This is a genomic window from Streptomyces sp. NPDC096079 (assembly GCF_040303145.1).
Taxonomy (GTDB): domain Bacteria; phylum Actinomycetota; class Actinomycetes; order Streptomycetales; family Streptomycetaceae; genus Streptomyces.
On record NZ_JBEOST010000011.1, the window covers coordinates 127,377 to 149,306 of the forward strand.

The window sequence follows — 21,930 nt, forward strand, 5'->3', positions numbered from 1 at the left end:
TTACAGTGCGTCCGGCCCGCGCTCGCCGGTGCGGACCCGTACGGCGGTCTCGACCGGCACGCTCCACACCTTGCCGTCTCCGATCTTGCCGGTCCTGGCGGCCTTCACGACGACGTCGATGAGCTGTTCGGCGTCCTCGTCCTCGACGAGGACCTCGATGCGGATCTTGGGGACGAGGTCGACGGTGTACTCGGCGCCCCGGTAGACCTCGGTGTGGCCGCGCTGACGGCCGTAGCCGCTGGCCTCGGTGACGGTGAGCCCGTGGACGCCGAAGGCCTGGAGGGCCTCCTTGATCTCGTCGAGCCGATGCGGCTTCACGACCGCGGTGATGAGCTTCATGCGTCCACCTTCTTGTTCTCGCTCAGGACGGGTGTGGCCACGGAGGTGCTGCGTCCCGTGATGCCGCCGCCGGCTCCGCTGAAGTCGTACGCGGTCTCGGCGTGCTCGACCTGGTCGATGCCGGAGATCTCGTCGTCCTCGCTGACCCGCATGCCCATCGTCCTGTCGATGATCAGGGCGAGGACGGCGGAGGCGATCAGAGAGTAGGCGAGGACGGCGAAGACGCCGATGGCCTGCTTGCCGAGCTGCTCCAGGCCGCCGCCGTAGAAGAGGCCCTTGGCGTCGGACTGGACGCCGCCGGTGGCGAAGAGGCCGACGAGGAGGGAGCCGGCGACACCGCCGACGAGGTGGACGCCGACGACGTCGAGGGAGTCGTCGTAGCCGAACTTGTACTTGAGGCCGACGGCCATGGCGCAGAGGAGACCGGCGATGGCACCGACGGCGATCGCGCCGAGCGGGCTGACGGCGCCGCCGGACGGGGTGATGGCGACGAGGCCCGCGACCGCGCCGGAGGCGGCTCCGAGGGTGGTGAAGGAGCCGTGGCGGATCTTCTCGTACGCGAGCCAGGCGAGCATGGCGGCGGCGGTGGCGACCTGGGTGTTGACGAACATCACGGCGCCGACGCCGTCGTCGTTGCCGAGCCAGGAGCCGGCGTTGAAGCCGAACCAGCCGAACCAGAGCAGACCGGCGCCGAGCATGACCAGCGGGAGGCTGTGCGGGCGCATCGGGTCCTTCTTGAAGCCGACGCGCTTGCCGATGACGAGGATCACGCCGAGGGCCGCGGCGCCGGCGTTGATGTGGACGGCGGTGCCGCCGGCGAAGTCGATGACGCCCATCTCGAAGAGCCAGCCGCCGGCGCCCCAGACCCAGTGGGCGACGGGGAAGTAGACGAGGGTGACCCAGAGGGTGATGAAGAGGGCCCAGGCGGTGAACTTGACGCGGTCGGCGAGGGCGCCGCTGATGAGCGCGGGCGTGATGATCGCGAACATCAGCTGGAAGACGGCGAAGACGTACACCGGGATGGTGTAGCCGTCCCAGAGTTCGGTGATCCCGATGCCGCTGAGGCCGACGTACTCGGAGGACCAGCCGATGAGCGAGCCCGAGTCGGTGCCGAAGGCGAGGCTGAAGCCGAAGAGCACCCAGAGGATCGTGACGATCCCGAGGCTGATGAAGCTCATCATCAGCATGTTGAGGGTGGACTTGACGCGGACCATGCCTCCGTAGAAGAAGGCGAGTGCCGGGGTCATCAGCATGACCAGGGCGGAGCAGATGAGCATGAACCCGGTGTTGGCGGCGGACAGCGCGGGGGCGTCTGCGGCCAGGGTCGTGATGGCTGGTGCCATCGGCGTCTCCTCGTCGTCGAATGCGGCCGTGCGGGGCGGGGCCGGGGAGCGTCCGGCCGTGAGGGGTGGCCGGTTATGGGCCAGAGATTCGCGCAGCGCGGTTTCCGCCGATGCCGCTCGATGTTTCGGAGCGGTGACGAAGGGGTGGGGCGTGTTACGTGACGATGAACGCCCGGATCACGGGCGGGTGACGCGGACCGGCCGCGTCGGGCGTCCGTGTGACCTTGCGGCGGGGGAGCCGAGTCGGGCTTTACGGGACGTCCGGCGCGGCCGGGGTCGGTGCGGGCCCGCGCGGTGCGGGCCGGGGGGGTCAGACCGCCTCGGCGGCCTCGGGCAGGAGCAGGGTGAGCCGGTCGGTGAGCTGGACGACCTCGGCGACGTCGCTGTAGTTGCGGGCGGCGTGGTCGACGGTCTTGCGGAGCCGGGTGTTGACCCGCTCGGAGCGGATGCTGCGGGCGACCCCGAGGGCCTTCTCGGCGAGGACCACGGACTGCTCGGGTTCCCGCTTGAGGAGGTGGACGGTGGCCATGCCGATCAGGTTCAGCGCGTACGAGCGCTGGTGGTCGGGGTCCTTCTCGAAGAGCGCCACGGCCCGCTCCATGACGGGCTCGGCGAGCGAGGCGTAGGTCGGGGAGCGGCCGGCGACATAGGCGAGGTCGCGGTAGGAGTGGGAGTTCTCGCCGTTGAGCTCGGCCTCGGAGAAGAAGCCGATCCAGTCGGGCTCGGGCTCGCCGTCCAGACCGACGTCGGCGAAGGTGTCCTCGGCCATCCGGACGGCCCGCTTGCACTTGGAGGGCTGGCCCATGTTGGCGTAGGCGCGGGCCTCCATCGCATACAGCATGGCCTGGGTGCGCGCGGTGGCGCAGTCCCGACTGCCGTACTGGGCGAGATGGATGAGTTCGAGGGCGTCGTCGGGCCGGCCGAGGTGGATCATCTGGCGGCTCATCGAGGAGAGGATGTACGAGCCGAGGGGCTTGTCGCCGGCCTCCTTCGCGGCGTGCAGGGCCAGCACGAAGTACTTCTGGGCGGTGGGCTGGAGCCCGACGTCGTAGCTCATCCAGCCGGCCAGTTCGGCGAGTTCGGCGGCGCAGGTGAAGAGGCGCTTGGCGGTGGCGGCGGGCTGGGACTCCTGGAGGAGGTCGGTGACCTCGTGGAGCTGGCCGACGACGGCCTTGCGCCGCAGTCCGCCGCCGCACTGGGCGTCCCACTTGCGGAACATGGCGGTGGTGGACTCCAGGAGGTCGAGCTCGACCTCGGAGAGCCGGTTGGGGCGGCGGGCGTCGACGAGGGGCTCGGGCCGCTCGACGTCGGCGACCGGGGTGGGGACGAGCCAGCGCTGCATCGGTTCGATGAGGGCGGGTCCGGCGGCGAGCGAGAGCGAGGAGCCGAGGAAGCCCCGGCGGGCGAGCATGAGGTCGCTGCGGGAGAACTCGCTGAGCAGGGCGACGGTCTGCGGTCCGGCCCAGGGGAGGTCGACGCCGGAGACGGAGGGCGACTGGTGGGCGGTGCGCAGCCCGAGGTCCTCGACCGCGACGACGGAGCCGAAGCGCTCGGAGAAGAGCTCGGAGAGGATCCGCGGGATGGGCTCGCGGGGCTGCTCGCCGTCGAGCCAACGGCGCACCCGCGAGGTGTCGGTGGAGATGTGGTGCGCGCCCATCTGCCGCGCCCTGCGGTTCACCTGGCGTGCCAGTTCGCCCTTGGACCAGCCGCTGCGCACGAACCACGAGCCCAGCTGCTCGTTCGGGCGCTTGCCGGCAGTCGTACCGTCTGCGCCGTTGCCGCTCACTGGAACGCCCCCATCCACCTGAAAACCTGTCGTCCGAACCCCTATCAGAATGCCGCCTCTCGCGGCACCCGTCCGACGTTCGCACTCCTTCGAACTGGAAACCGGGTTGCCTCCGGCATACCCACGCGTGCACGTGGTCCCGAGGTTCGAGTACCGACAGTAATCCTACGATCACCCCTCCACGAGGGCGATTCAAGAAACGCCACCATTCGCCACCCCTTCGAATGAACTCGCCGCGCGTGGAACGCGATTCACTTGACATGCGACGAACCGGAGTCGGCGGACGGAAGCGCGGAGAGGCGCGTGTCCCGGTCCGCACCACCCCTCCCGCGACCGTGCGCCACACCGGCGACGGTCCGTGACGAAGGGTGACGTCCGTTCTCCGGGTCGTAACCACCGGCGCGCTCGACCCGTTGGAGGGGGCATGGGTTTCACGATCGGCGGCATTCGTGAGATGCGGTCCGGCGCACGCCGCCGCGTACGCACCACGGAGTGCACTGCGGTGGCCGAGTACACGGGGCTTTGGGGCTGGGACGTCGTCCCCGGCGCGCGGGCCGTCTCCGGCCAGTGCTCCTGCGGGGATCCGACGTGCGCCGCCCCCGGCGCCCATCCCCTCTCCTTCGCGCGGCCCGTCCCGGCGGGCGCCGGCCTGGACGACGCCGTCAAGGCCTGGTCCGCGTACCCGGGCGCGGCCCTGCTCCTCCCCGTCGGCCGGGCCTTCGACGTCATCGAGGTCGCCGAGGCGGCGGGCCGGCGGGCCCTGGTCCGCCTGGAGCGCATGGGGCTGCCGCTGGGCCCGGTGAGCGCGACCCCGACCGGCCGGGCGCGGTTCTTCGTGGCCCCGGGCGCGGCGGCCGAGCTGCCGCAGCTGCTGTACCGGATGGGCTGGGACGACGCCGATCTGGACCTGCACTGTCTGGGCCCCGGCTCCCACGTCACCGCTCCCCCGTCGGACCTGGGCGGGCTCGGGCCGGTGCGCTGGCTGCGGCCGCCGACGCTGGACACGGCGGGCGCGCCACCGCAGGCCCGGCTGCTCCTCGGCACCTTGGCGTACATCTGCCACCGGACGCACTTCTGAGGACGCGGAAGGGCCCTCGCCACACTGGGGCGAGGGCCCTTCCGCATGCCGTCGAGGCGTCGGTGAATGCCGTACGAGGCGTCAGTCGCCGATCAGGGCGTCGACGAAGGCGCCCGGCTCGAAGGGCGCCAGGTCGTCCGGGCCCTCGCCGAGGCCGACGAGCTTGACCGGGACGCCCAGCTCGCGCTGGACGGCGACGACGATGCCGCCCTTGGCGGTTCCGTCGAGCTTGGTCAGCACGATGCCGGTGATGTCGACGACCTCGGCGAAGACGCGGGCCTGGATCAGGCCGTTCTGGCCGGTGGTGGCGTCGAGGACGAGGAGGATCTCGTCGAGCGGGCCGTGCTTCTCGACGACGCGCTTGACCTTGCCGAGCTCGTCCATGAGGCCGGTCTTGGTGTGGAGCCGGCCGGCGGTGTCGATGAGGACGACGTCGGCCTTCTCCGCGATGCCCTCCTTGACCGCGTCGAAGGCGATCGACGCCGGGTCGCCGCCCTCGGGTCCGCGCACGGTGCGGGCGCCGACGCGCTCGCCCCAGGTCTGGAGCTGGTCGGCGGCGGCGGCGCGGAAGGTGTCGGCGGCGCCGAGGACGACGGACTTGCCGTCGGCGACGAGGACGCGGGCCAGCTTGCCGGTGGTGGTGGTCTTGCCGGTGCCGTTGACGCCGACGACCATGACGACGCCCGGGGTGTCCTCGGGGCTCTCGGTCTTCACCGTGCGGTCGAAGTCGCCGAGGAGGGCGACGAGCTCCTCACGGAGCAGCGTGCGCAGCTCGTCGGGGGTGCGGGTGCCGAGGACCTTGACGCGCTCACGGAGCCGGTCGACGAGCTCCTGGGTGGGGGCGACGCCGACGTCGGCCGTGAGGAGGGTCTCCTCGATCTCCTCCCAGGTGTCCTCGTCGAGGTGCTCGCGGGACAGCAGCGTGAGCAGCCCCTTGCCGAGCGAGTTCTGGGAGCGGGCGAGGCGGGCCCGGAGCCGCACGAGGCGGCCGGCGGTGGGCTCCGGGACCTCGATCTCGGGAGCGGCGGGCTCCTCGACGAGGGGTTCCTCGACCGCGACCGGGGCGTCGGGGGCCTCGGCCGTGGGGAGCTCGACCTCCTCGACGGTCCGGCGTGGTTCGTCCCGCGGCGTCTCCGCCTCGTCGCCGACGTGCGGTTCCGCGGGCGGAGCGGTGATGGTCGGCGTGGTGGACGGCGGCTCGGCCGGCGGCAGCTGCTTCTTCTTGCGGCCGCTGATCACGAGCCCGCTTGTCACGGCGACCGCGACGACCAGAGCGATGACTACAGCAAGGATGAGTGTGTCCATAACCCGTCCAGTATCGGCCACGAGGAGGCTGTCGGCGGAGCACGTACAGTGGGTGGTTCCCCCACATCTGTACGACGGAGTACCCCTATGCCCCACGCCTCCGAAGCCGCAGGCGCGACGCACGACGGTGCCATGGAGACCCGCGGTCTCGAGCCCGTCCCCGACGCCGAGCGGACCGGCCGGGTCCGCGAGCTCTTCCCGACCTGGGTCGCCGCGAACATCAGTGTGCTGCTGCTCACGATGGGCGCCGGCCTGATCGTCTTCAACGGCCTGAACTTCTGGCAGGTCCTGACCGTGGCGATCGCCGCGCCGGTGCTGTCGTACGGGATCGTCGGCCTGATCTCGATCGCGGGGAAGCGCGGCGGGGCGCCGGGCATGGCGCTGTCGCGGGCCGTCTTCGGTCAGCGCGGAAACCTTTTTCCCGGTGCGCTGATCTGGGTGGCCCGCTGGGGCTGGGAGACCATCAACGCGGTCACCGGGGCGTACGCGGTGCTGACCGTCCTCGACCTGCTCTTCGGCGTGAAGTCGAACACGCTGCTCATCGTGGTGACGCTGCTGCTCTTCGTGACCTGCACGTTCCTGGTCTCGGGTCTCGGCATCAACGCCCTGCGGGTGTGCAGCAAGTGGTCGACGTACCTCTTCGGTGCCTTCTCGGTGCTCGTCCTGGTCTATCTGGTGGCGAACACCGACTGGTCGGCGGTCTTCGACAAGCCGGCCGGTTCGACGGCGATGATGGTGGCGGGCATCGGCACGATCGCGGCCGGCGGCATCAGCTGGGTGCCCTCGGGCCCGGACTTCACCCGGTACCTGCCGCGGACGGCCTCCTCGCGCGCGATGGTCGGCTCGACGATCGGCGGCGCCGGGATCGTGGTGCTTCCCATGGTGCTGATGGGCGCCGTGATGGCGGTGTCCACCCCGGACCTGGCCTCGGCGCAGGACCCGGTCTCCTTCATCGGCGAGCTGCTGCCGATGTGGATCTCGGTGCCGTACCTGGTGATCGCCCTGCTCGGCATGCTGCTGATCAACTCGATGTCGATGTACTCGGCCGGCTTCACGGCGCAGACCCTGGGCATCAAGGTGCCGCGGGCCGCGGCGGTGAGCGTGAACGCCGTGATCAGCCTGGTCTTCGGCTTCCTCCTGATGGTCGTGGCGACCAGCTTCATCGGTTCGTTCATCTCCTTCCTGACCCTGCTCGCGGTGGCGTTCTCGGCGTGGATCGGGGTCTTCGGCGTGGACATGCTGCGCCGGAGGACGTACGACGCGCAGGCGCTGATGGACACCACGCGGACCAGTGCCTACTGGTACCGGGCCGGTTTCGCCTGGCAGGCGATGACGGCGTGGGGCGTGGCGCTGCTCGTGGGCCTGCTGTTCACGAAGGTGGACTGGTTCTCCGGTCCGCTCGCCTCGTCCTGGATCGGTGAGAACGGTCTGGGCTGGGCGGCGACGATCGTGGTCGCGGGCGTGCTGTACGCGGTGCTGCCGCGCACTCCCGGGCGGGCGGCGGATCCCGCCGTCGCCGAGAGCCGCGAGACCGTTTCCATCTGACGCTGCGTCAGTTACTGTCCCCCTTCCGCGCACCAGCGAAGGGGGACTTTCCCATGCCGTTCAGCGTCGTACGGTTCAACCTCGTCGATCCGCGCGCGACCCCGGAGTCCCTCTCTCAGCGCTACCGGGCCGCGCTCGCCATGGCGGCGTACGCCGACGAGCACGGCGTCGACACGGTGCAGACCGAGGAGCACCACGGGGTCGAGAACAACTGGCTCCCCTCCCCCTTCGCCTTCGCGGGCGCGGTCTTCGGCGCGACCGGAAGGATCGCGGTGACGGTCTCGGCGATCATCGGCCCGCTGCACGATCCGCTGCGCCTGGCCGAGGACATCGCGGTCCTGGACCTGCTGAGCGGGGGCCGGCTCGTGACGGTCGCCGGGATCGGCTACCGCCCGGAGGAGTACGAGGAGCGCGGCGTCGACTGGGGGCGGCGGGGCAAGCTCCAGGACCTGCTCCTGGAGACCCTGCTGACGGCCTGGACCGGCGAGCCCTTCACGTACCAGGGCCGTACGGTACGGGTCACCCCGCGGCCCTTCACCCGGCCGCACCCGATGCTCCTGGTCGGGGGCTCCTCACGGGCGGCGGCCCGGCGCGCGGCCCGGCTCGGGCTGCCGTTCTTCCCGAGCGCGCACCTGCCCGAGCTGGAGACGTACTACCGGGAGCGGTGCGCGGAGTACGGCACGGAGGGCTGGACGATGATGCCGGCGAAGGAGACCCCGCTGCTGCATCTGTCGGAGGACCCGGACCGGACCTGGGCGGAGCACGGGGAGCACTTCCTGCACGAGGCGCGGACCTACGCCTCCTGGCAGTCGAAGGACATCCGCTCGGCGGTGCGTTCGGCGGCGACGACCGTGGAGGAGCTGCGGGCGGAGGGGGTCTACCGGGTCGTGACGCCGGAGGAGTGCGTGGCGCTGGGCCTGGAGAGCCCGGTGCTGCACCCGCTGTGCGGGGGCATGCCGGTGGAGGAGGGATGGCGCAGTCTGCGGCTGTTCTGTGAGGCGGTACTGCCCCGGCTCGGGGCGTGAACGACCCTGGGTGCGGACGGCGTACCGCCCCGGCCCGGGGCATGGGCCTCGGGCCGGGGCGGTCTCCGTGGGTGAGGAGAGGGGCAGCGGGGTTTAGCCCATCTCCTCCAACGCCTTGCCCTTCGTCTCCTTGACGTACCTGAGCACGAAGGGGATCGAGAGCACGGCGAAGACCGTGTAGATGATGTAGGTGCCGGAGAGGTTCCAGTCCGCGAGGGACGGGAAGCTCGCGGTGATGGCCCAGTTGGCGATCCACTGGGCGGAGGCGGCGACGCCGAGGGCGGCGGCGCGGATCCGGTTGGGGAACATCTCGCCGAGGAAGACCCAGACCACCACGCCCCACGAGAGGGCGAAGAAGAGCACGAACACGTGGGCGGCGACGAGGGCCACGACGCCCTGGGTCTCGGGCAGCTTGCCGTCGACGAGGTCGGCGGAGAAGGCCCAGGCCTCGAAGGCGAGGGCGATCGCCATGCCGATCGAGCCGACGAGGGCGAGCGGCTTGCGGCCGACCCGGTCGACCAGGACCATCGCGATCACGGTGCCGATGATGTTGATGATCGACGTGGTGAACGAGTAGAAGAACGAGCTCGACGGGTCGATGCCGACGGACTGCCAGAGGGTCGCGGAGTAGTAGAAGGCGACGTTGATGCCGACGAGCTGCTGGAAGACCGAGAGCCCGATGCCGACCCAGACGATGGGCAGCAGCTTGAAGCGGGAGCCGGCGACGAGCAGGTCCTTGAAGGTGGACTTGTGCTCGCTGCGCATGGCCTTGTCGATCTCGGCGACGCGGTGGTCGAGGTCGACGCCCTTGCCCTCGACCTCGGCGAGGACCTCCTTGGCCCGGTCGGTCTTGCCGACGGAGATGAGGAAGCGCGGGGACTCGGGGATCGCGAACGACAGCATGCCGTAGAGGACCGCGGGGACGACCATCACGCCGAGCATCCACTGCCAGGCCTCCAGGCCGCCGATCTCGCCGCGCTGGTCACCGTCGGCGAGCTGGAGGATGCCGTAGTTGACCAGCTGGGAGATGGCGATGCCGATGACGATCGCGGCCTGCTGGAAGGAGCCGAGGCGGCCGCGGTAGGCGGCGGGTGCGACCTCGGCGATGTACGCGGGGCCGATGACGGAGGCCATGCCGATGGCGAAGCCGCCGATGATCCGCCAGAGGGCGAGGTCCCAGAGGGCGAAGGGCAGCGCGGAGCCGACGGCGCTGACGGCGAAGAGCACCGCGGAGATCTGCATGCAGCGGATGCGGCCGATGCGGTCGGCGATCCGGCCGGCGGTGGCGGCGCCGATGGCGCAGCCGATCAGGGCGATGGCGATGACCTGCGCGAGGGTGCCGGAGCCGATGTCGTAGCGGTCGCGGATCGCCTCGACGGCGCCGTTGATGACGGAGCTGTCGTATCCGAAGAGGAAGCCGCCCATCGCGGCGGAGGCCGTGATGAAGATGACGTGGCCGAGGTGGTCCGGGTGAGCGGCTCGGCCTTCGGAAGGCGGCGGCGTGGGCGCCTGCGCGGTGCTGGTCACATGGACTCCTCGGTGGGGGGCGAGCCCTTCCAGTGGCGCACAACTTCACGCCGCCCACCACGTGAAGGTAAAAGCAACGTTGCAGAGACTATGCCTTCAAGTTTCGAAGTCAATAGTCGATGTCATGTGACTTTATAAGCGTGAGGAGGCTGACTGAGTTCAACAGTTGAACGCTGCTGCTCAGCGCAGTCGCTGGCTGATCACCTTGGAGACGCCGTCGCCCTGCATCGAGACGCCGTACAGGGCGTCCGCGACCTCCATCGTCCGCTTCTGGTGCGTGATCACGATCAGCTGCGAGGACTCCTGGAGCTCCCGCATGATCCGGATCAGCCGCTGGAGGTTGGTGTCGTCCAGCGCCGCCTCGACCTCGTCCATCACGTAGAACGGGCTGGGCCTGGCCTTGAAGATCGAGACGAGCAGCGCCACGGCGGTGAGCGAGCGCTCCCCGCCGGAGAGCAGCGAGAGCCGCTTGACCTTCTTGCCCGGCGGACGGGCCTCCACCTCCACGCCGGTGGTCAGCATGTCGTCCGGGTCGGTGAGGACCAGCCGGCCCTCGCCGCCCGGGAAAAGTCGCGAGAAGACACCCTCGAACTCGCGGGCGGTGTCCCGGTAGGCCTCGGTGAAGACCTGCTCGACGCGCAGGTCCACCTCCTTCACCACCTGAAGCAGGTCGATACGGGTCTTCTTCAGGTCCTCCAGCTGCTCCGAGAGGAACCGGTGCCGCTCCTCCAGAGCCGCGAACTCCTCCAGGGCCAGCGGATTGACCTTGCCGAGCTGGTGGTACGCCCGTTCGGCGGATCTCAACCGCTTCTCCTGCTCCGAACGGACGAACGGCCGCGGGCGGGCCTCGGACGTCTCCTCCGGGTCCCCCTCCGCCGCGGGCGCCGGGGGCACGGGCTGGTCCGGGCCGTACTCGGCGACCAGCGCGGTCGCCTCCACGCCGAACTCCTCCAGCGCCTTCGCCTCCAGCTGCTCGATCCGCAGCCGCTTCTCCGCGCCGAGCACCTCGCCCCGGTGCACGGAGTCGGTCAGCTTGTCGAGCTCGGCCTTGAGGTCCCTGCCCCGGGCCCGCGCGGCCGTCAGGCCCTGCTCCCGGTCGGCCCTCGCCGCCTCGGCCACCACGCGCTCCCGCTCGGCCCGGACCAGGGAGACCTCGACATGGGCCAGGAGGGCGCGCGCGCCGGCGGCGACCGCACCCGCGACCCGCTCCTCATGGCGCAGCCGGGCCCGTCGCTGCTCGGCACGCGCGCGTGCGTCCCGTTCGGCGCGGGCGGCCCGGTCGAGCGAGTCGGCCCGTCCGGCGAGGCCCTTGACCCGCTCCTCATGGGTACGGACCTGGAGCCGCGCCTCCATCTCGGTCTGGCGCGCGTTGGAACCGTCGATGGCGAGCCGGTCGCGCGTGGAGGTGTCGGGCTCCTCCTCGGCCGGCATCTCCTCGGCCACGATCAGCCGTTCGGCCAGCTCCTCGGCCTCCGCGGTGGACCTCTCCAGGGCCTCCTGGGCGCGGGCGGCGGCCGCCGCGGTCCGCTCGGCCTCCCCCGCCGCGCCCCTGGCCTGCCCGGCGAGCCGGCCGAGCCGCTGGGCGACGGCCGACCTCTCGCGCTCCCCGGCGCGGCGGCGGGTGTCGAGCTCCTCGACGAGCGCCGCCGCGGTACGGCGCCGCTCGACGGCCTCGTCCCGCGCGGTGGCCGACTCCTCGCACCGCACGCCCAGTTCGACGAGCTCGGCGGCGGCCTCGGCGACCGAGGCCTGGACTTCGAGGAGGCTGGGCGCGCCGGCGGAGCCGCCCTGCGCGAAGTGCGCCCCGAGTAGGTCCCCTTCGGCGGTGACGGCGGTCAGCGAGGGCCGGGTCCTGACGAGCTCGACGGCCGCGTCGAGGTCGTCGACGACGACGACCCCGGCGAGCAGACGCCGGACGGCACCGAGCAGCTCGACGGGCGCGCGGACCAGGTCGGCGGCGTACGCGTACCCCAGGACCGGCGCGCCGGCAGGGGTTCCAGCGGAGGCGTCGGCCGGAGTCGACCGGGGGCCGCCGGCCGGGGTGCCCTCGGGGGCGGCGATCGGGGCCGGGTCGGGGCCGGCGGCCGGGACCCCCTCGGGAGGGGCGACCGGGGTCGGCCCGGGGCGGTCGGCCGGACCCACCTCGGAGGTGGCGACCGGGGCCAGGTCGGGGCCGCCGGCCGGACCCACCTCGGAGGTGGCGATCGGGGCCAGGCCGGGGCCGCCGGCCGGACCCACCTCGGAGGTGGCGATCCGGGCCAGGCCGGGGCCGCTGGCCGGAGCCACCTCGGAGGTGGCGGTCGGGGTCGGCCCAGGGGCGCCGGCGGCGGGCTCGGGGGTGTCCGTGAGGAGCAGGGACGCGCGGCCCGCGTCCTGCTTGCGGAGGTGGCGCAGGGCCTCGGCGGCGGCGGTCGGGCCGTCGGCGGCGAGCGCGTCGGCGGCGGCGCCGAGGGCGGCGGCGACGGGGATCTCGTACCCCGGGGTGACGGTGAGGAGTTCGGCCGCGGGGCCGAGGAGTCCGGTGAGCCCGGCGGCGAGCAGCGCACCCGTGCCGTCCTTGCGGCGCAGCCCGAGGGCGAGGGTGTCGTGCCGGGCCAGGGCCGCGGCGCGGCGGCGTTCGGCGTCGGCGGCGGCCTCGCGGGCGGCGCTCAGCGCGGCCTCCGCGTCGGCGAGTTCGCGGCGGGCCGCCTCGTACCGCTCGCCCTGCTCGGTGTCCTCCGCGTCGAGTGCGTCGACCTCGGCCTTGAGCTGCTCGTACTCCTCCTCGGCGGCGGCCGACCGCTCCGCGGCCTCGTCGCGGGCGGCGGCGAGCCGGTCGATCTCCGCCTGGGCGGAAGCGGCGCGCGAGCGGGCCGCGTTGACCTGGCCGTGGAGCCGGGCGAGGCCCTCGCGGCGGTCGGCGAGGGCGCGGGCCAGGTCCTTGAGGCGGCGCTCCTCGTCCGCGAGCGCCCGCTCCAGGTCGGCGCGGTGGGCGACGGTGTCCTCCAGGGCGCGCTCGGCGGCCTCCAGGGCCGCTTCGAGCTCCGCCTCCTGTTCGCGGACGCGGGCGGCCTCCCGCTCCAGGTCCTCCGGGTCGCGGCCGCGCCGTTCCTCGGCGGGCGCGGTGGTGGCGCTCTTCACGCGCGCGTCGGCGAGGGAGACGGTGCCGCGGACGCGTTCGGCGAGCTGGGAGAGGGCGTGCCAGTTCTGCCGGGCGCGCTCCAGACGCGGCACGAGGGTGCGGGCCTCCGCCTCCAGGTCGGCCTCGGCGGCGAGGGCGGCGCGCAGTTCGGCCTCGGTGGCCTCCTTGCGGGCGAGGAGCGCGGCCTCGTCGGCGACCTCGGCGGTGAGAGCGTCCTGGAGCCGGACGAGGTCGTCGGCGAGGAGCCGGAGCCGGGCGTCGCGCAGATCGGCCTGGATGACGACGGCGCGGCGGGCGACGGCGGCCTGACGGCCGAGGGGCTTGAGCTGGCGGCGGAGTTCGTCGGTGAGGTCCTGCACGCGCGCGAGGTTGGCCTGCATCGCGTCCAGCTTCCGCAGCGCCTTCTCCTTGCGCTTGCGGTGCTTGAGGACGCCGGCGGCCTCCTCGATGAAGGCGCGGCGGCCCATCGGGTCGGCGTGCAGCACGGAGTCGAGCTGTCCCTGACCGACGATGACGTGCATCTCGCGTCCGATGCCGGAGTCGGAGAGCAGGTCCTGGAAGTCGAGCAGACGGCAGGTGTCGCCGTTGATCTGGTACTCGCTGCTGCCGCCGCGGAACATGATCCGGGTGAGGGTGACCTCGGCGTAGTCGATGGGCAGGGCGCCGTCGGAGTTGTCGATGGTCAGCGAGACCTCGGCGCGGCCGAGCGGGGGACGCCCCGTCGTGCCGGCGAAGATGACGTCCTCCATCTTGCCGCCGCGCAGCGACTTGGCGCCCTGCTCGCCCATGACCCAGGAGAGGGCGTCCACGACGTTGGACTTGCCCGATCCGTTGGGGCCCACGACACAGGTGATTCCGGGTTCGAACCGCAGCGTGGTGGCCGAGGCGAACGACTTGAATCCGCGGAGCGTCAGGGCCTTGAGGTGCACCCCGGGGACTCTACCGGGGTGCGCGCGTTTCGCCCGCGACGGCGTGGGGCAGATCCTCGGATGAGGAGGGGTGGTACGCGGGGGAAACAACGGGTGAAAGAGAGAAGGGACGCCGAGGCGCCCCTTGCGTGTCCAGCTGTCGTGCGCGTGCGTCGATCCGCACGATCAGCTGTGTGGGTGTCCGGCTGCGCCGACGAGAATGCTTTCCACCTGGCCCCTGGGGGCTGGGTTGTCAGGTGAGCGCAGGCTCTGCCTGGGGTACGTCGAGGTCGATGCTGTTCAGCAGCGACTCTCCCTGGTGCTGAGCGGCGGCAGCGGCGAGCGTGTCGTTCTCGGACTGGATCCGTACCAGCTCGGATTCGAGGTCCTGGACACGCTGCTGAAGCCGTCGCATCTCGGCGAGGAGTCGCGGGTCGGAGCCGCCGACGTAACCGAGAAGCGCCTTTGCCATGATGGATGGTCCTCCACAATGAGTGACCGACCGAAGCGGTGTGGGTCGTTGGGGATTCGCACCCGCGGTGCTCGGCAGTACTGCTTGTCGTGCCGGTTCCACTGCCAAACAGCTAAGGTGCGCGGGGCTTCCAGAGTCTCACCAAAAAGTTTGACGGTCAACACGATCACACCCCGTTTGAAGGGCTACCGAGGAGTCCACGACCGCTCAGCGGGCGGTGGGGCCTTCGGACTCGGTGCCTCGGGGGCGTCGCGATCATCCTTACCGGGCAGCCTCGCACGCCGGGCGTCAGATGGCAACCATCAGGCGGTTCGCTGGTCACGCCCCTGTTACCGCACGTCCGCCCGGGGCCGCTCTCGGTCACCGGGCGGAGCGTCGGAGCGTGATCGTCAGCGGATGGCGAACCCGTCGTAACCACCGCGCGGGGTGGTCCAGATCTCAGTGACGCCGTCCACGCGTCCGGGTGTGTCGTCGGACAGGAGCCAGTCGAGCAGACGGTGGCAATTCTCACGCGGCCCCTCGGCCACCACCTGCACCCTGCCGTCGTCGAGGTTCAGGGCGAAGCCCACCAGGCTCCCGATCTCCAGAGCGTTTGCCCTGGTGAACCAGCGGAAGCCCACTCCCTGTACCCGGCCGCGCACCCAGGCGGTCATCCGTACGTCGTCACTCATGGCTGCACGCTAACGGGCGGATTGCCGGATGAGCACATCGCCCCTGCTTCCCATGGCGTACAGTCCCGACCGAACACGCCTCACCCGTTCGGGCGCGCGCCGTTCGACTGTCGTTCCGGAGCGGATCCGGAACGGTACCGACAGCAAAGATCAGCAAAGCCCGGCAAAGACCAGCGAAGAGCCAGCGAAGACCAGCAGAGGAAGGCAGAGCAGATGGGACGCCACCGTCGCTCCGGCGCCGCACCCGCCGCAGAAGACTACGCGGCCGGTTCGGGCCGCCCGCACCGGGGTGCCCGCCGCCGCCGGCCGGTGCGCAACGGTCTGCTCGGCGCCTCCGCGGCCGTCGCGGTCGGCGCCGTCGCCGTCGCCTCGGGGCTGCTCCCGGGCGGGGACACCCTCACGGTCGGCAGCGCCGGCACGAGCGAGCGCCAGGTGCAGACCGAGACCCGGCAGACTCCGGAGCTGACGACGCAGGGCGGGGCCACGCAGACCCCGACCGCCACGGCGACGGAGACGAGGCCGAGCAGGACCGTCGTCACGCCGTCGGCCAAGCCGAGCCCGAAGGTCACCCCGAAGCCGAAGCCGACCCCCACGCCCACGAAGACCAGGACGAAGGCCCCGGCGCCGAAGCCGGCCTCGACGAAGGTCCCCGCGGCGCCCACGACGAGGGCGCCCGCACCGAAGCCGCACCCGACGACGGCGGCCCCGACCGAGAAGGCCCCGGTCACCTCCACCGCCGACCGCGGCGAGGCCGCCGAGGCCGAGGTCGTCCGCCTGGTCAACATGGAGCGCGCCAAGGTCGGCTGCAGCCCGGTCCGTGTGAACCCGCAGCTCACGGCGCTGGCGGGCGCGTTCAGCGCGGACATGGCGGCCCGCGGCTTCTTCGACCACACGGACCCGGACGGGGACACCCCGTGGGCCCGCGCGGAGCAGGCGGGCGTCACGGGCATGGGCGGCGAGAACATCGCCCGCGGCCAGGTGGACGCGGCGGCGGTGATGGCGTCCTGGATGAACAGCGACGGCCACCGCGCCAACATCCTGAACTGCGACTTCACCACCCTGGGCGTGGGCGTCACCTTCGGCGACGGCGGCCCCTGGTGGACCCAGGACTTCGGCTACTGAGATTCCCGCAGGTCAGAGCCCTACACACTTATGTGGGCCGTCCCGGGGCCGTGATCGGCACCTGGGACGGCCCACACTGCGTCTGCGGCCTGCTGCCTAACGGCCATAGAGATGGCCCCGCACCAAGGGGTCGTTCTCCAGGACGAAGTCCGAGACCTTCCAGAAGTCGTTCAGCAGCGGATGCTGAAGAGCCGCCTCCCGATCGAGCTTGCGCCCGAAGAGCGGCCCGTCCGGATGCGCGAGGCCGGCATTCACCACAGTGGATGCGGGGGACGTCTGCCCCTGCACGGGACCGACCCTGCACCCGAAGGCCACGTGATCGGTCCACTCGTCCGGACCAACGCCCCAGGTGCCGAAGATGACGTCGATCCACGCGTCGTGGTCCCGGTCCGTGTGGTGGTAGCAGTCGGCGAAGTACACGGCGTACGGGGCGCCGTCCGCGTGGATGAAGTTCCAGGCCCGTTCTTTGGGGGCGTTGCAGCAGTCGCAGGTGAAGTCTCGGGTCTGGCGGTCGGAGCCAAAGGTCAGCAGCATGCCGGTCATCATGCTCGACAGCTCGACCCCGAGCTCCAGCGGGTTGATCGCACTAGGCCTGACAATCCGGCCGCCCATCAGGTTCGGTGGCGGAGGCCGCCCACACCGCGTCCACGGCGGCTCTCGTACGAGTCCGGCTCGACGGCATCAGGTGGGTGTAGGTCCGGAGCGTGAAACCCGGGTCGTGGTGGCCGAGGTACTCGCTCAGGGCTTTGATGCTCTCCCCCGCATCCAGGAGCACAGACGCATAGAAGTGCCTCAGCGCGTGCATCCCGTTGTCCCGGCCGCTCACGATGCCGGAGGCACGAAGGGCCGGACGCCACTGGCGGTCGTTGAAGCGGTTCCGGTTTAGGGAATGCCCCTCTGGGCTCCGGAAGATCAGCTTTGCCGTGACTGGCGGACCGTCGAGTGTCTTCCAAGGCAGGGTGACCTCGGCCGCCGGGAACTGATGAAGGTGATCGGCGAGCGCGAGGGCGATGGATCCGGGCAGGGGCACGTCCCTTTCCTTGCCGCCCTTGGGCGGGGCGAAGACCGGGCGGTTGCAGAGCAGCTTCACCTGTCGGACGACGTGGACGACGCCACTCTGAAGGTCGAGGTCCTCGACGGCCAGTCCGAAGGCCTCTCCCTGACGCAGGCCGCATCCGGCAGCAGCATCGACGAGTGCCTGATAGCGGTCGGGGAGCTCGGCCCGGACGGCTATGACGCGAGCGCCCTGCCACGGCTTCACCTTGCGGGGGTCGGGTCGGGGCGCCTTAACGGATCGAGCACTACAGGGGTTGGCCCGGATGATCCGGTCCTCCACAGCAGCCGTGAAGACCGTCGAGACATGCGCGAAGATCCCTCGCCGGTAAGAAGCGGAGAGGCCGGCGTCTTCGAGCGTCCGCATCCACAGTCGGAGGTGCGTCGGGTTGAAGGAACCCAGAGGCCGTGTCCCTATATGGGGAAGCACGTGGAGCCGGAGCCGCATCTCGACGGACTCCCGTGTGGACGGGTCCGTCCCTTGAGTCTTGATCCACTGGTTCGCGTACTGCTCGAAGGTGACCTTGCCTGCCTCCGGAGCGATGTAGTCGCCCCTGGACATATCCGCTTCGATGTTGGACAACCAGATCTCAGCCTTGCGCTTCTGCTTGTCCGGGAAGCTCTTCGACTTCTCGGTGCCGTCCGGGCCGATGTAGCGGGCGCGGTACCGAAGGCCGACGCCGTGGCGCTCCGTCTTGGTCCGCTGGGGCTTGCCATCGGGTCCGGTCTCCGTCTTGAACCAGCGGTCCTGGATGTGCCCGGCCATCAGGCGGCTTCCTTGTACATAAGGGAGGTCACCCAGACACGGACGTCCTCAGGGTCGAAGCGGAGGTGCCGGCCAACCCGGAAGCCCCGGGGACCGGTGTCCTTCCGGCGCCACTGGTAAACGGTCTCCAGCGGGACGCCCAGGAGGTCGGCAAGGTCGGTCGGCGTGAGGTATCGCTGCGGCAGAGCGCGGGCCATGGTCACCACTCCCCCATGTCGGTGGCTTCGAGTTCGGTTCGGATCTCGCGGGCGTGTTCGCGGTTGTGCTGGATGGCGCGGCGGATGTTGGCGGCGAGCCAGGACTCCCCGGCGGTGTGGCCGTGGCCGGCGTAGGCCCAGTGGGCGACGACGAGGAGGGTGGACTCCGGGTGGTCGTCGGGATCGGGCAGGCCGAGGGCGGTGCGTTGCTGGGCGGCGCGGTAGTCGGCGCGGACCTGGCGTAAGGCGCCCAGGGTGGTGGAGTAGGCGCGGGACTTGGTGGAGAAGTGACCGCGGAAGCCGAGCATGTGGGCCCAGGCGCGGAGGCGCCGGTCCGGATAGGCGGCGTCGAGGTCCATGCAGGCTTCTATGAGGCGCCGGGGGTGGTCGGGTACGTCGAGGAGGATGAGGGCTTCCTTGTTGCCGACGGGGTGGTCGACGGTGCCTGTGGTCTCGGCCGCCTTGGTGGCGTACTTGGCCACGTAGGCGGCGACGGCCTGTTCGGTGAGTTCTTCGCCCTGGCCGAAGGCGCCGATGGGCTGGACGTCGAGTTGGGTGCCCCAGGTGAGCGTCAGGTCCTGGCCGACGCCGTAGGCCGGTGCGGCGGGGACGACGACCTGCACGCGGGTGGCGGCGGCGTGGATGGCGTCGGTGAGGAGGTCGAGGGTGGCCCAGGCCGGGGGCGGGGTGTGGGGCCCGGCGGGGCCGTCGAAGCGGATGACGGCGTGGAAGTGGACGGCGCCGCGCTTTTGGTACTCGGCGACCTTGCCGAAAGAGACGCGGGACTGTTCGCGGGCGGCTTTCTGGGTGAGGCCGGCGCGGGCGGCGATCTCACGGCGGAGGTAGATCGTGAAGTACCGCCACAGCTCGGAGGCGTGGTTGTTCCACAGCACCGCCCCCGCGAAGTCGTACGCGGACGGGTCGAGCGGGGTACCCAGCTCCGGGGCGTCCTCGTCGTGGCGGGTGCCGCAGCGGCAAGGCCGGGAATCAGGTCGGTTGTGCACGGGGCCGAAGGACGGGGCGGTGAGGGTGGCGAAGACCCGCGGGTGCTCGCGGATGGTCTCCGGGGTGCCCTTGTCGGGAGCGCCGGTGAGTCCGGCGCGGATCAGGTGATAGGTGTCGCCCGCGTAGGTCCAGGCGCAGGAGGGACACCGGGAGGCCCGCCGGTTCCCGCACGCCACCCGCAGGACGCCGCCGGGTTCGGCGTCGGTGTTGTAGGCGTGGAGCACCGTCTTGGTGGCGGGGTCGAGGGTCTTGGTGGCGCCGGTGAGGCGGATGGGGGCGGTGCAGCCGCCGGTGCGGCGGAGTTGTTCGGTGAGGCGGTCGAAGCCGGGGGACCCGGCCAGCCGGAGCAGGTCGCTCAGGGTGGCCGGGTCCAGGCCCGCCTGGAGGGCGGCGTGGGTCAACGGGTCACTTCCCCGCACGGACGAGGGCGGCAACCGAGGTGCGGATGCCGGTGCCCTGGCAGGCGGGGCAGGCGGCGGCGAGGGTGCGGCGCTGTCCGCCGGTGGTGCAGGTGCCGGTGGTGATGTGGACGACGGGGAAACCGTCGCAGTGGGAGCAGACGCGGGCGGTGGGGGTCTGGGGCATCATGAGATTTCCCTTTCGGGTCCGGTGGATCTGGAGGGTGTTCAGGCGCCCGGGGCGGCGGAAGTTTGGCGACCGAGGCCGTCCCGGGGGCCGCTCAGTGTGTGTTGCGCCTGCCGTGGCCCTTGGCCGCGTACATCGAGGCGTCGGCGGCCGAGAGGGCGTCGGTGAGGGTCGGGACCGGCAGCTGGTCGCGGTGGCAATGGCCGACCGAGGCCGACACCCGCAGGACGTGCCCGTTGTGCGTGACCGGCTCGTCCAGGGCAACCCGGAGGGCGAAGAGGCCGGCGGTGCGGTCGGGGTTGGTGGCGATGGCGGCGAACTCGTCTCCGCCGAGGCGGGCGACGATCCCGTGCCGACCGCACCAGGCGGTGAGCCTTTCGGCGGTGGCGGTGAGGACCGCGTCGCCGGTGGCGTGGCCGTGGGTGTCGTTGACGGCCTTGAAGTCGTCGAGGTCGACCAGGAGCACGAGGGCGTTCGGGTGCTTGTTCAGCAGGTGGTCGGCGCGGGTGGTCCATCCGGCGCGGGTGTGCAGGCCGGTCAGGGGGTCGCGGCGGGCTGTGGCCAGGCGGCGCAGGAGGAGTCCGCCGTGCAGGGCCCAGCCCAGGGCCGGTAAGCCGGCGGCCGCGAGGGTCTGCGTGTCCACGACGGTCACCGGCCCTTCTGCATGTCGCGGACGAGCAGCCGCAGGACGACCGCCACGACCGCGATCGAGGCGCCGGTGATAGCGACGGCGAGGAGCATCGAGACCAGGACAGTGCCGACGACCAGGACGACGGCGCCACCACCGACGGCGAGGGCGAGCGCGCTGCCCGGGGTGAGCTGGATGGACGTGCGGGCTTGGACGACCGGGGCCGGGCCGGAGGTCGGGGCGGGGGTGTGCTCGGTGGTCGGCTCGATGTCGGCCATGGGGGCGGGCTTGAGCAGGGGGATGGTGTGGCCGGTCGGGAGCGGGTTGACCGGGACGTGCGGTCGGAGCATGGCAGGGTCTCCCTACTTGGTGATCGGGTCGATGAGCGGGGCGAGCAGGCTGTCGGCGAGGAGGTAGCCGCCGAGGAGGATCACGGCGACGAGCCACCAGGGCGGGCGGATGAGCTTGATGCCGAGGCCGCCGACGACGATCAGGGCGAGCCAGAGCGGGACGTCCACGAGACGGGCTCCTTCGGGTTCAGCGGGGCTGGCAGCGGTGGGTGCGGGCGGCGAGTTCGGCGGCGGCGCGGGTGTTGTAGTCGGCGGAGAAGTCGCAGCCGGGGGCCGTGCACACGGCGGTGTGCTTGGTCCGGCCCCGGCCGTCGTGGTGCGTGCCGATCTGCACCGGGCCGATCTTGATCACGTGGTGGAAGCGGTTCGGGCGCATGGGTCTTGCTCCTTCCTGGTCAGGCGAGTTGGAGCGCGATGGAGTCCGCGAGCGCGGCGGGCATGCCGTGGCGGGTGCGGAGGGTTTCCGCGTCGATCGGGGCACCGGTCCGGGCCCGGTGGGCATCCGCGATCTTCTGGGCGTGCGCCAGCAGCGCGGGCGGCACCGGCACGGCAGGCGCCGAGGGAGCAGGTTCCGGCTGCTCTTCCTGCTCGGCGGGTTCCGGCGGGATCTCTACTGCGGCGGGTTCGGCCGGCAGCAGCTCGGGCGCCGGTTCCGGGGTCCGTTCGACGACGAGGTCGACCGCGGTTTCGTGCTCTGGCACGGGTTCGGGTGTGGGATGGGAGGCGTGGGCGAGGAGGGTGCCGCCCAGGAAGGCCAGCGCGGGCCACCCGGCGACGAGGATGCGCAGCCAGTCCGGGACATCGCTCATGTCGAGGAGTCCGGCGGTGGCGACGTTGGCACCCAGCGAGGCGATCAGAGCGATGGCGAACCACAGCCAGGCGTCACGGTTGCCGGTGTCGGTGCGCATCCGGCGCCAGGCGGCCACCAGCAGTAGGTCTACCGAGACCGGGTAGGCCCAGGCCTTCCAGCCGTCCTGTCCGGCCGCTGCCGCCAGGTCGTGCAGGTGGGCGAAGGACAGGGCCCCGGCGATGACGGCCTGGACCAGGACGGCGTCGGGGCGGAGGGTGCGGAACACGAGGGTTCACCTCCTTTCGGGCATGGGT

At 71.4% G+C, this 21,930-nt stretch carries 22 protein-coding genes; 4 read left to right on the plus strand and 18 right to left on the minus strand.

All coding sequences use genetic code 11. From position 1 onward, the window contains the following. From ABTY59_RS22735 to nsdA, 3 genes are all read right to left on the minus strand, one after another. Positions 1–339, minus strand: a complete 339-nt coding sequence (locus ABTY59_RS22735) for a P-II family nitrogen regulator (protein ID WP_015036464.1) — start codon at positions 337–339, stop codon at positions 1–3. Then, a complete protein-coding gene (locus ABTY59_RS22740) occupies positions 336–1,682 on the minus strand; it encodes an ammonium transporter (RefSeq protein WP_352020840.1) in 1,347 nt (448 codons plus the stop codon). The genes ABTY59_RS22735 and ABTY59_RS22740 overlap by 4 nt, the downstream gene beginning before the upstream one ends. Positions 1,683–1,992: 310 nt before the next feature. Further along, positions 1,993–3,468 (minus strand): transcriptional repressor NsdA, encoded by a 1,476-nt coding sequence (gene nsdA, locus ABTY59_RS22745; RefSeq protein WP_352020841.1) that lies wholly within the window; start codon positions 3,466–3,468, stop codon positions 1,993–1,995. Between the two features lie 424 nt (positions 3,469–3,892). Between nsdA and ABTY59_RS22750 the strand changes: the two genes are divergently transcribed. Beyond that, complete coding sequence (locus tag ABTY59_RS22750; RefSeq protein WP_352020842.1) at positions 3,893–4,546, plus strand: bifunctional DNA primase/polymerase; 654 nt, start codon at positions 3,893–3,895, stop codon at positions 4,544–4,546. An 81-nt stretch (positions 4,547–4,627) separates the two neighbouring features. Here ABTY59_RS22750 and ftsY read toward each other — a convergent pair whose 3' ends face one another. Next, positions 4,628–5,851, minus strand: a complete 1,224-nt coding sequence (gene ftsY / locus ABTY59_RS22755) for a signal recognition particle-docking protein FtsY (protein ID WP_352020843.1) — start codon at positions 5,849–5,851, stop codon at positions 4,628–4,630. Positions 5,852–5,938: 87 nt separating this feature from the next. Here ftsY and ABTY59_RS22760 point away from each other — a divergent pair, with 87 nt between their 5' ends. Both ABTY59_RS22760 and ABTY59_RS22765 read left to right on the plus strand, forming a co-directional pair. After that, positions 5,939–7,396: a cytosine permease gene (locus ABTY59_RS22760; RefSeq protein ID WP_352020844.1), complete on the plus strand. Its 1,458-nt coding sequence runs from the start codon at positions 5,939–5,941 to the stop codon at positions 7,394–7,396. A gap of 53 nt (positions 7,397–7,449) precedes the next feature. Next, entirely contained in the window at positions 7,450–8,421 is a 972-nt protein-coding gene (locus ABTY59_RS22765; protein ID WP_352020845.1) for an LLM class flavin-dependent oxidoreductase, read from the plus strand. A gap of 93 nt (positions 8,422–8,514) precedes the next feature. Here the strand turns inward: ABTY59_RS22765 and ABTY59_RS22770 are convergent, their stop codons facing one another. From ABTY59_RS22770 to ABTY59_RS22785, 4 genes are all read right to left on the minus strand, one after another. Next, complete coding sequence (locus ABTY59_RS22770; protein WP_352020846.1) at positions 8,515–9,948, minus strand: sugar porter family MFS transporter; 1,434 nt, start codon at positions 9,946–9,948, stop codon at positions 8,515–8,517. A 180-nt stretch (positions 9,949–10,128) separates the two neighbouring features. Next, positions 10,129–13,998, minus strand: coding sequence for an SMC hinge domain-related protein (locus ABTY59_RS22775; protein WP_352020847.1), 3,870 nt, complete (start codon positions 13,996–13,998; stop codon positions 10,129–10,131). Positions 13,999–14,230: 232 nt separating this feature from the next. After that, positions 14,231–14,449: a hypothetical protein gene (locus ABTY59_RS22780; RefSeq protein WP_030690660.1), complete on the minus strand. Its 219-nt coding sequence runs from the start codon at positions 14,447–14,449 to the stop codon at positions 14,231–14,233. Between the two features lie 389 nt (positions 14,450–14,838). After that, on the minus strand, positions 14,839–15,120 hold the full coding sequence (locus tag ABTY59_RS22785) for an acylphosphatase (RefSeq protein ID WP_352020848.1): 282 nt from the start codon (positions 15,118–15,120) through the stop codon (positions 14,839–14,841). A 213-nt stretch (positions 15,121–15,333) separates the two neighbouring features. Here ABTY59_RS22785 and ABTY59_RS22790 point away from each other — a divergent pair, with 213 nt between their 5' ends. Beyond that, positions 15,334–16,242: a CAP domain-containing protein gene (locus ABTY59_RS22790; RefSeq protein WP_352020849.1), complete on the plus strand. Its 909-nt coding sequence runs from the start codon at positions 15,334–15,336 to the stop codon at positions 16,240–16,242. 96 nt (positions 16,243–16,338) lie between these two features. Here ABTY59_RS22790 and ABTY59_RS22795 read toward each other — a convergent pair whose 3' ends face one another. The 10 genes from ABTY59_RS22795 to ABTY59_RS22840 all read right to left on the minus strand — a co-directional run bounded on the left by ABTY59_RS22795 (position 16,339) and on the right by ABTY59_RS22840 (position 21,902). Beyond that, positions 16,339–16,788: a hypothetical protein gene (locus tag ABTY59_RS22795; RefSeq protein WP_352020850.1), complete on the minus strand. Its 450-nt coding sequence runs from the start codon at positions 16,786–16,788 to the stop codon at positions 16,339–16,341. A 40-nt stretch (positions 16,789–16,828) separates the two neighbouring features. Next, positions 16,829–18,061, minus strand: a complete 1,233-nt coding sequence (locus tag ABTY59_RS22800; protein ID WP_352020851.1) for a tyrosine-type recombinase/integrase — start codon at positions 18,059–18,061, stop codon at positions 16,829–16,831. Continuing rightward, positions 18,061–18,258, minus strand: coding sequence for a helix-turn-helix domain-containing protein (locus ABTY59_RS22805; RefSeq protein WP_352020852.1), 198 nt, complete (start codon positions 18,256–18,258; stop codon positions 18,061–18,063). The genes ABTY59_RS22800 and ABTY59_RS22805 overlap by 1 nt, the downstream gene beginning before the upstream one ends. A gap of 2 nt (positions 18,259–18,260) precedes the next feature. Further along, positions 18,261–19,664, minus strand: coding sequence for a replication initiator protein RepSA (gene repSA / locus ABTY59_RS22810; protein WP_352020853.1), 1,404 nt, complete (start codon positions 19,662–19,664; stop codon positions 18,261–18,263). A gap of 4 nt (positions 19,665–19,668) precedes the next feature. Next, on the minus strand, positions 19,669–19,851 hold the full coding sequence (locus ABTY59_RS22815; protein WP_352020854.1) for a hypothetical protein: 183 nt from the start codon (positions 19,849–19,851) through the stop codon (positions 19,669–19,671). A gap of 91 nt (positions 19,852–19,942) precedes the next feature. Continuing rightward, a complete protein-coding gene (locus ABTY59_RS22820; RefSeq protein WP_352020942.1) occupies positions 19,943–20,491 on the minus strand; it encodes a GGDEF domain-containing protein in 549 nt (182 codons plus the stop codon). Between the two features lie 5 nt (positions 20,492–20,496). Then, positions 20,497–20,826, minus strand: coding sequence for a SpdD-like protein (locus ABTY59_RS22825; RefSeq protein ID WP_352020855.1), 330 nt, complete (start codon positions 20,824–20,826; stop codon positions 20,497–20,499). 12 nt (positions 20,827–20,838) lie between these two features. After that, on the minus strand, positions 20,839–20,994 hold the full coding sequence (locus ABTY59_RS22830) for a hypothetical protein (protein ID WP_189832956.1): 156 nt from the start codon (positions 20,992–20,994) through the stop codon (positions 20,839–20,841). Positions 20,995–21,013: 19 nt separating this feature from the next. After that, positions 21,014–21,202, minus strand: a complete 189-nt coding sequence (locus ABTY59_RS22835) for a mobile element transfer protein (protein ID WP_352020856.1) — start codon at positions 21,200–21,202, stop codon at positions 21,014–21,016. Positions 21,203–21,221: 19 nt separating this feature from the next. Next, the gene (locus tag ABTY59_RS22840; RefSeq protein ID WP_352020857.1) at positions 21,222–21,902 is read right to left on the minus strand and encodes a DUF2637 domain-containing protein; all 681 of its coding nucleotides are present in this window, start codon (positions 21,900–21,902) and stop codon (positions 21,222–21,224) included. Positions 21,903–21,930: the final 28 nt, after the last annotated feature.

Excerpts from the sequence above, each read along its gene's own strand:
- ftsY (WP_352020843.1), bottom strand. The coding sequence starts at position 5,851 with ATGGACACACTCATCCTTGCTGTAGTCATCGCTCTGGTCGTCGCGGTC.
- ABTY59_RS22740 (WP_352020840.1), bottom strand. The coding sequence starts at position 1,682 with ATGGCACCAGCCATCACGACCCTGGCCGCAGACGCCCCCGCGCTGTCC.
- ABTY59_RS22780 (WP_030690660.1), bottom strand. The coding sequence starts at position 14,449 with ATGGCAAAGGCGCTTCTCGGTTACGTCGGCGGCTCCGACCCGCGACTC.
- ABTY59_RS22750 (WP_352020842.1), top strand. The coding sequence starts at position 3,893 with ATGGGTTTCACGATCGGCGGCATTCGTGAGATGCGGTCCGGCGCACGC.
- ABTY59_RS22825 (WP_352020855.1), bottom strand. The coding sequence starts at position 20,826 with ATGCTCCGACCGCACGTCCCGGTCAACCCGCTCCCGACCGGCCACACC.
- ABTY59_RS22785 (WP_352020848.1), bottom strand. The coding sequence starts at position 15,120 with ATGAGTGACGACGTACGGATGACCGCCTGGGTGCGCGGCCGGGTACAG.
- ABTY59_RS22735 (WP_015036464.1), bottom strand. The coding sequence starts at position 339 with ATGAAGCTCATCACCGCGGTCGTGAAGCCGCATCGGCTCGACGAGATC.
- ABTY59_RS22760 (WP_352020844.1), top strand. The coding sequence starts at position 5,939 with ATGCCCCACGCCTCCGAAGCCGCAGGCGCGACGCACGACGGTGCCATG.
- ABTY59_RS22790 (WP_352020849.1), top strand. The coding sequence starts at position 15,334 with ATGGGACGCCACCGTCGCTCCGGCGCCGCACCCGCCGCAGAAGACTAC.
- ABTY59_RS22765 (WP_352020845.1), top strand. The coding sequence starts at position 7,450 with ATGCCGTTCAGCGTCGTACGGTTCAACCTCGTCGATCCGCGCGCGACC.
- ABTY59_RS22795 (WP_352020850.1), bottom strand. The coding sequence starts at position 16,788 with ATGATGACCGGCATGCTGCTGACCTTTGGCTCCGACCGCCAGACCCGA.
- ABTY59_RS22800 (WP_352020851.1), bottom strand. The coding sequence starts at position 18,061 with ATGGCCGGGCACATCCAGGACCGCTGGTTCAAGACGGAGACCGGACCC.
- ABTY59_RS22815 (WP_352020854.1), bottom strand. The coding sequence starts at position 19,851 with ATGATGCCCCAGACCCCCACCGCCCGCGTCTGCTCCCACTGCGACGGT.
- ABTY59_RS22835 (WP_352020856.1), bottom strand. The coding sequence starts at position 21,202 with ATGCGCCCGAACCGCTTCCACCACGTGATCAAGATCGGCCCGGTGCAG.
- ABTY59_RS22805 (WP_352020852.1), bottom strand. The coding sequence starts at position 18,258 with ATGGCCCGCGCTCTGCCGCAGCGATACCTCACGCCGACCGACCTTGCC.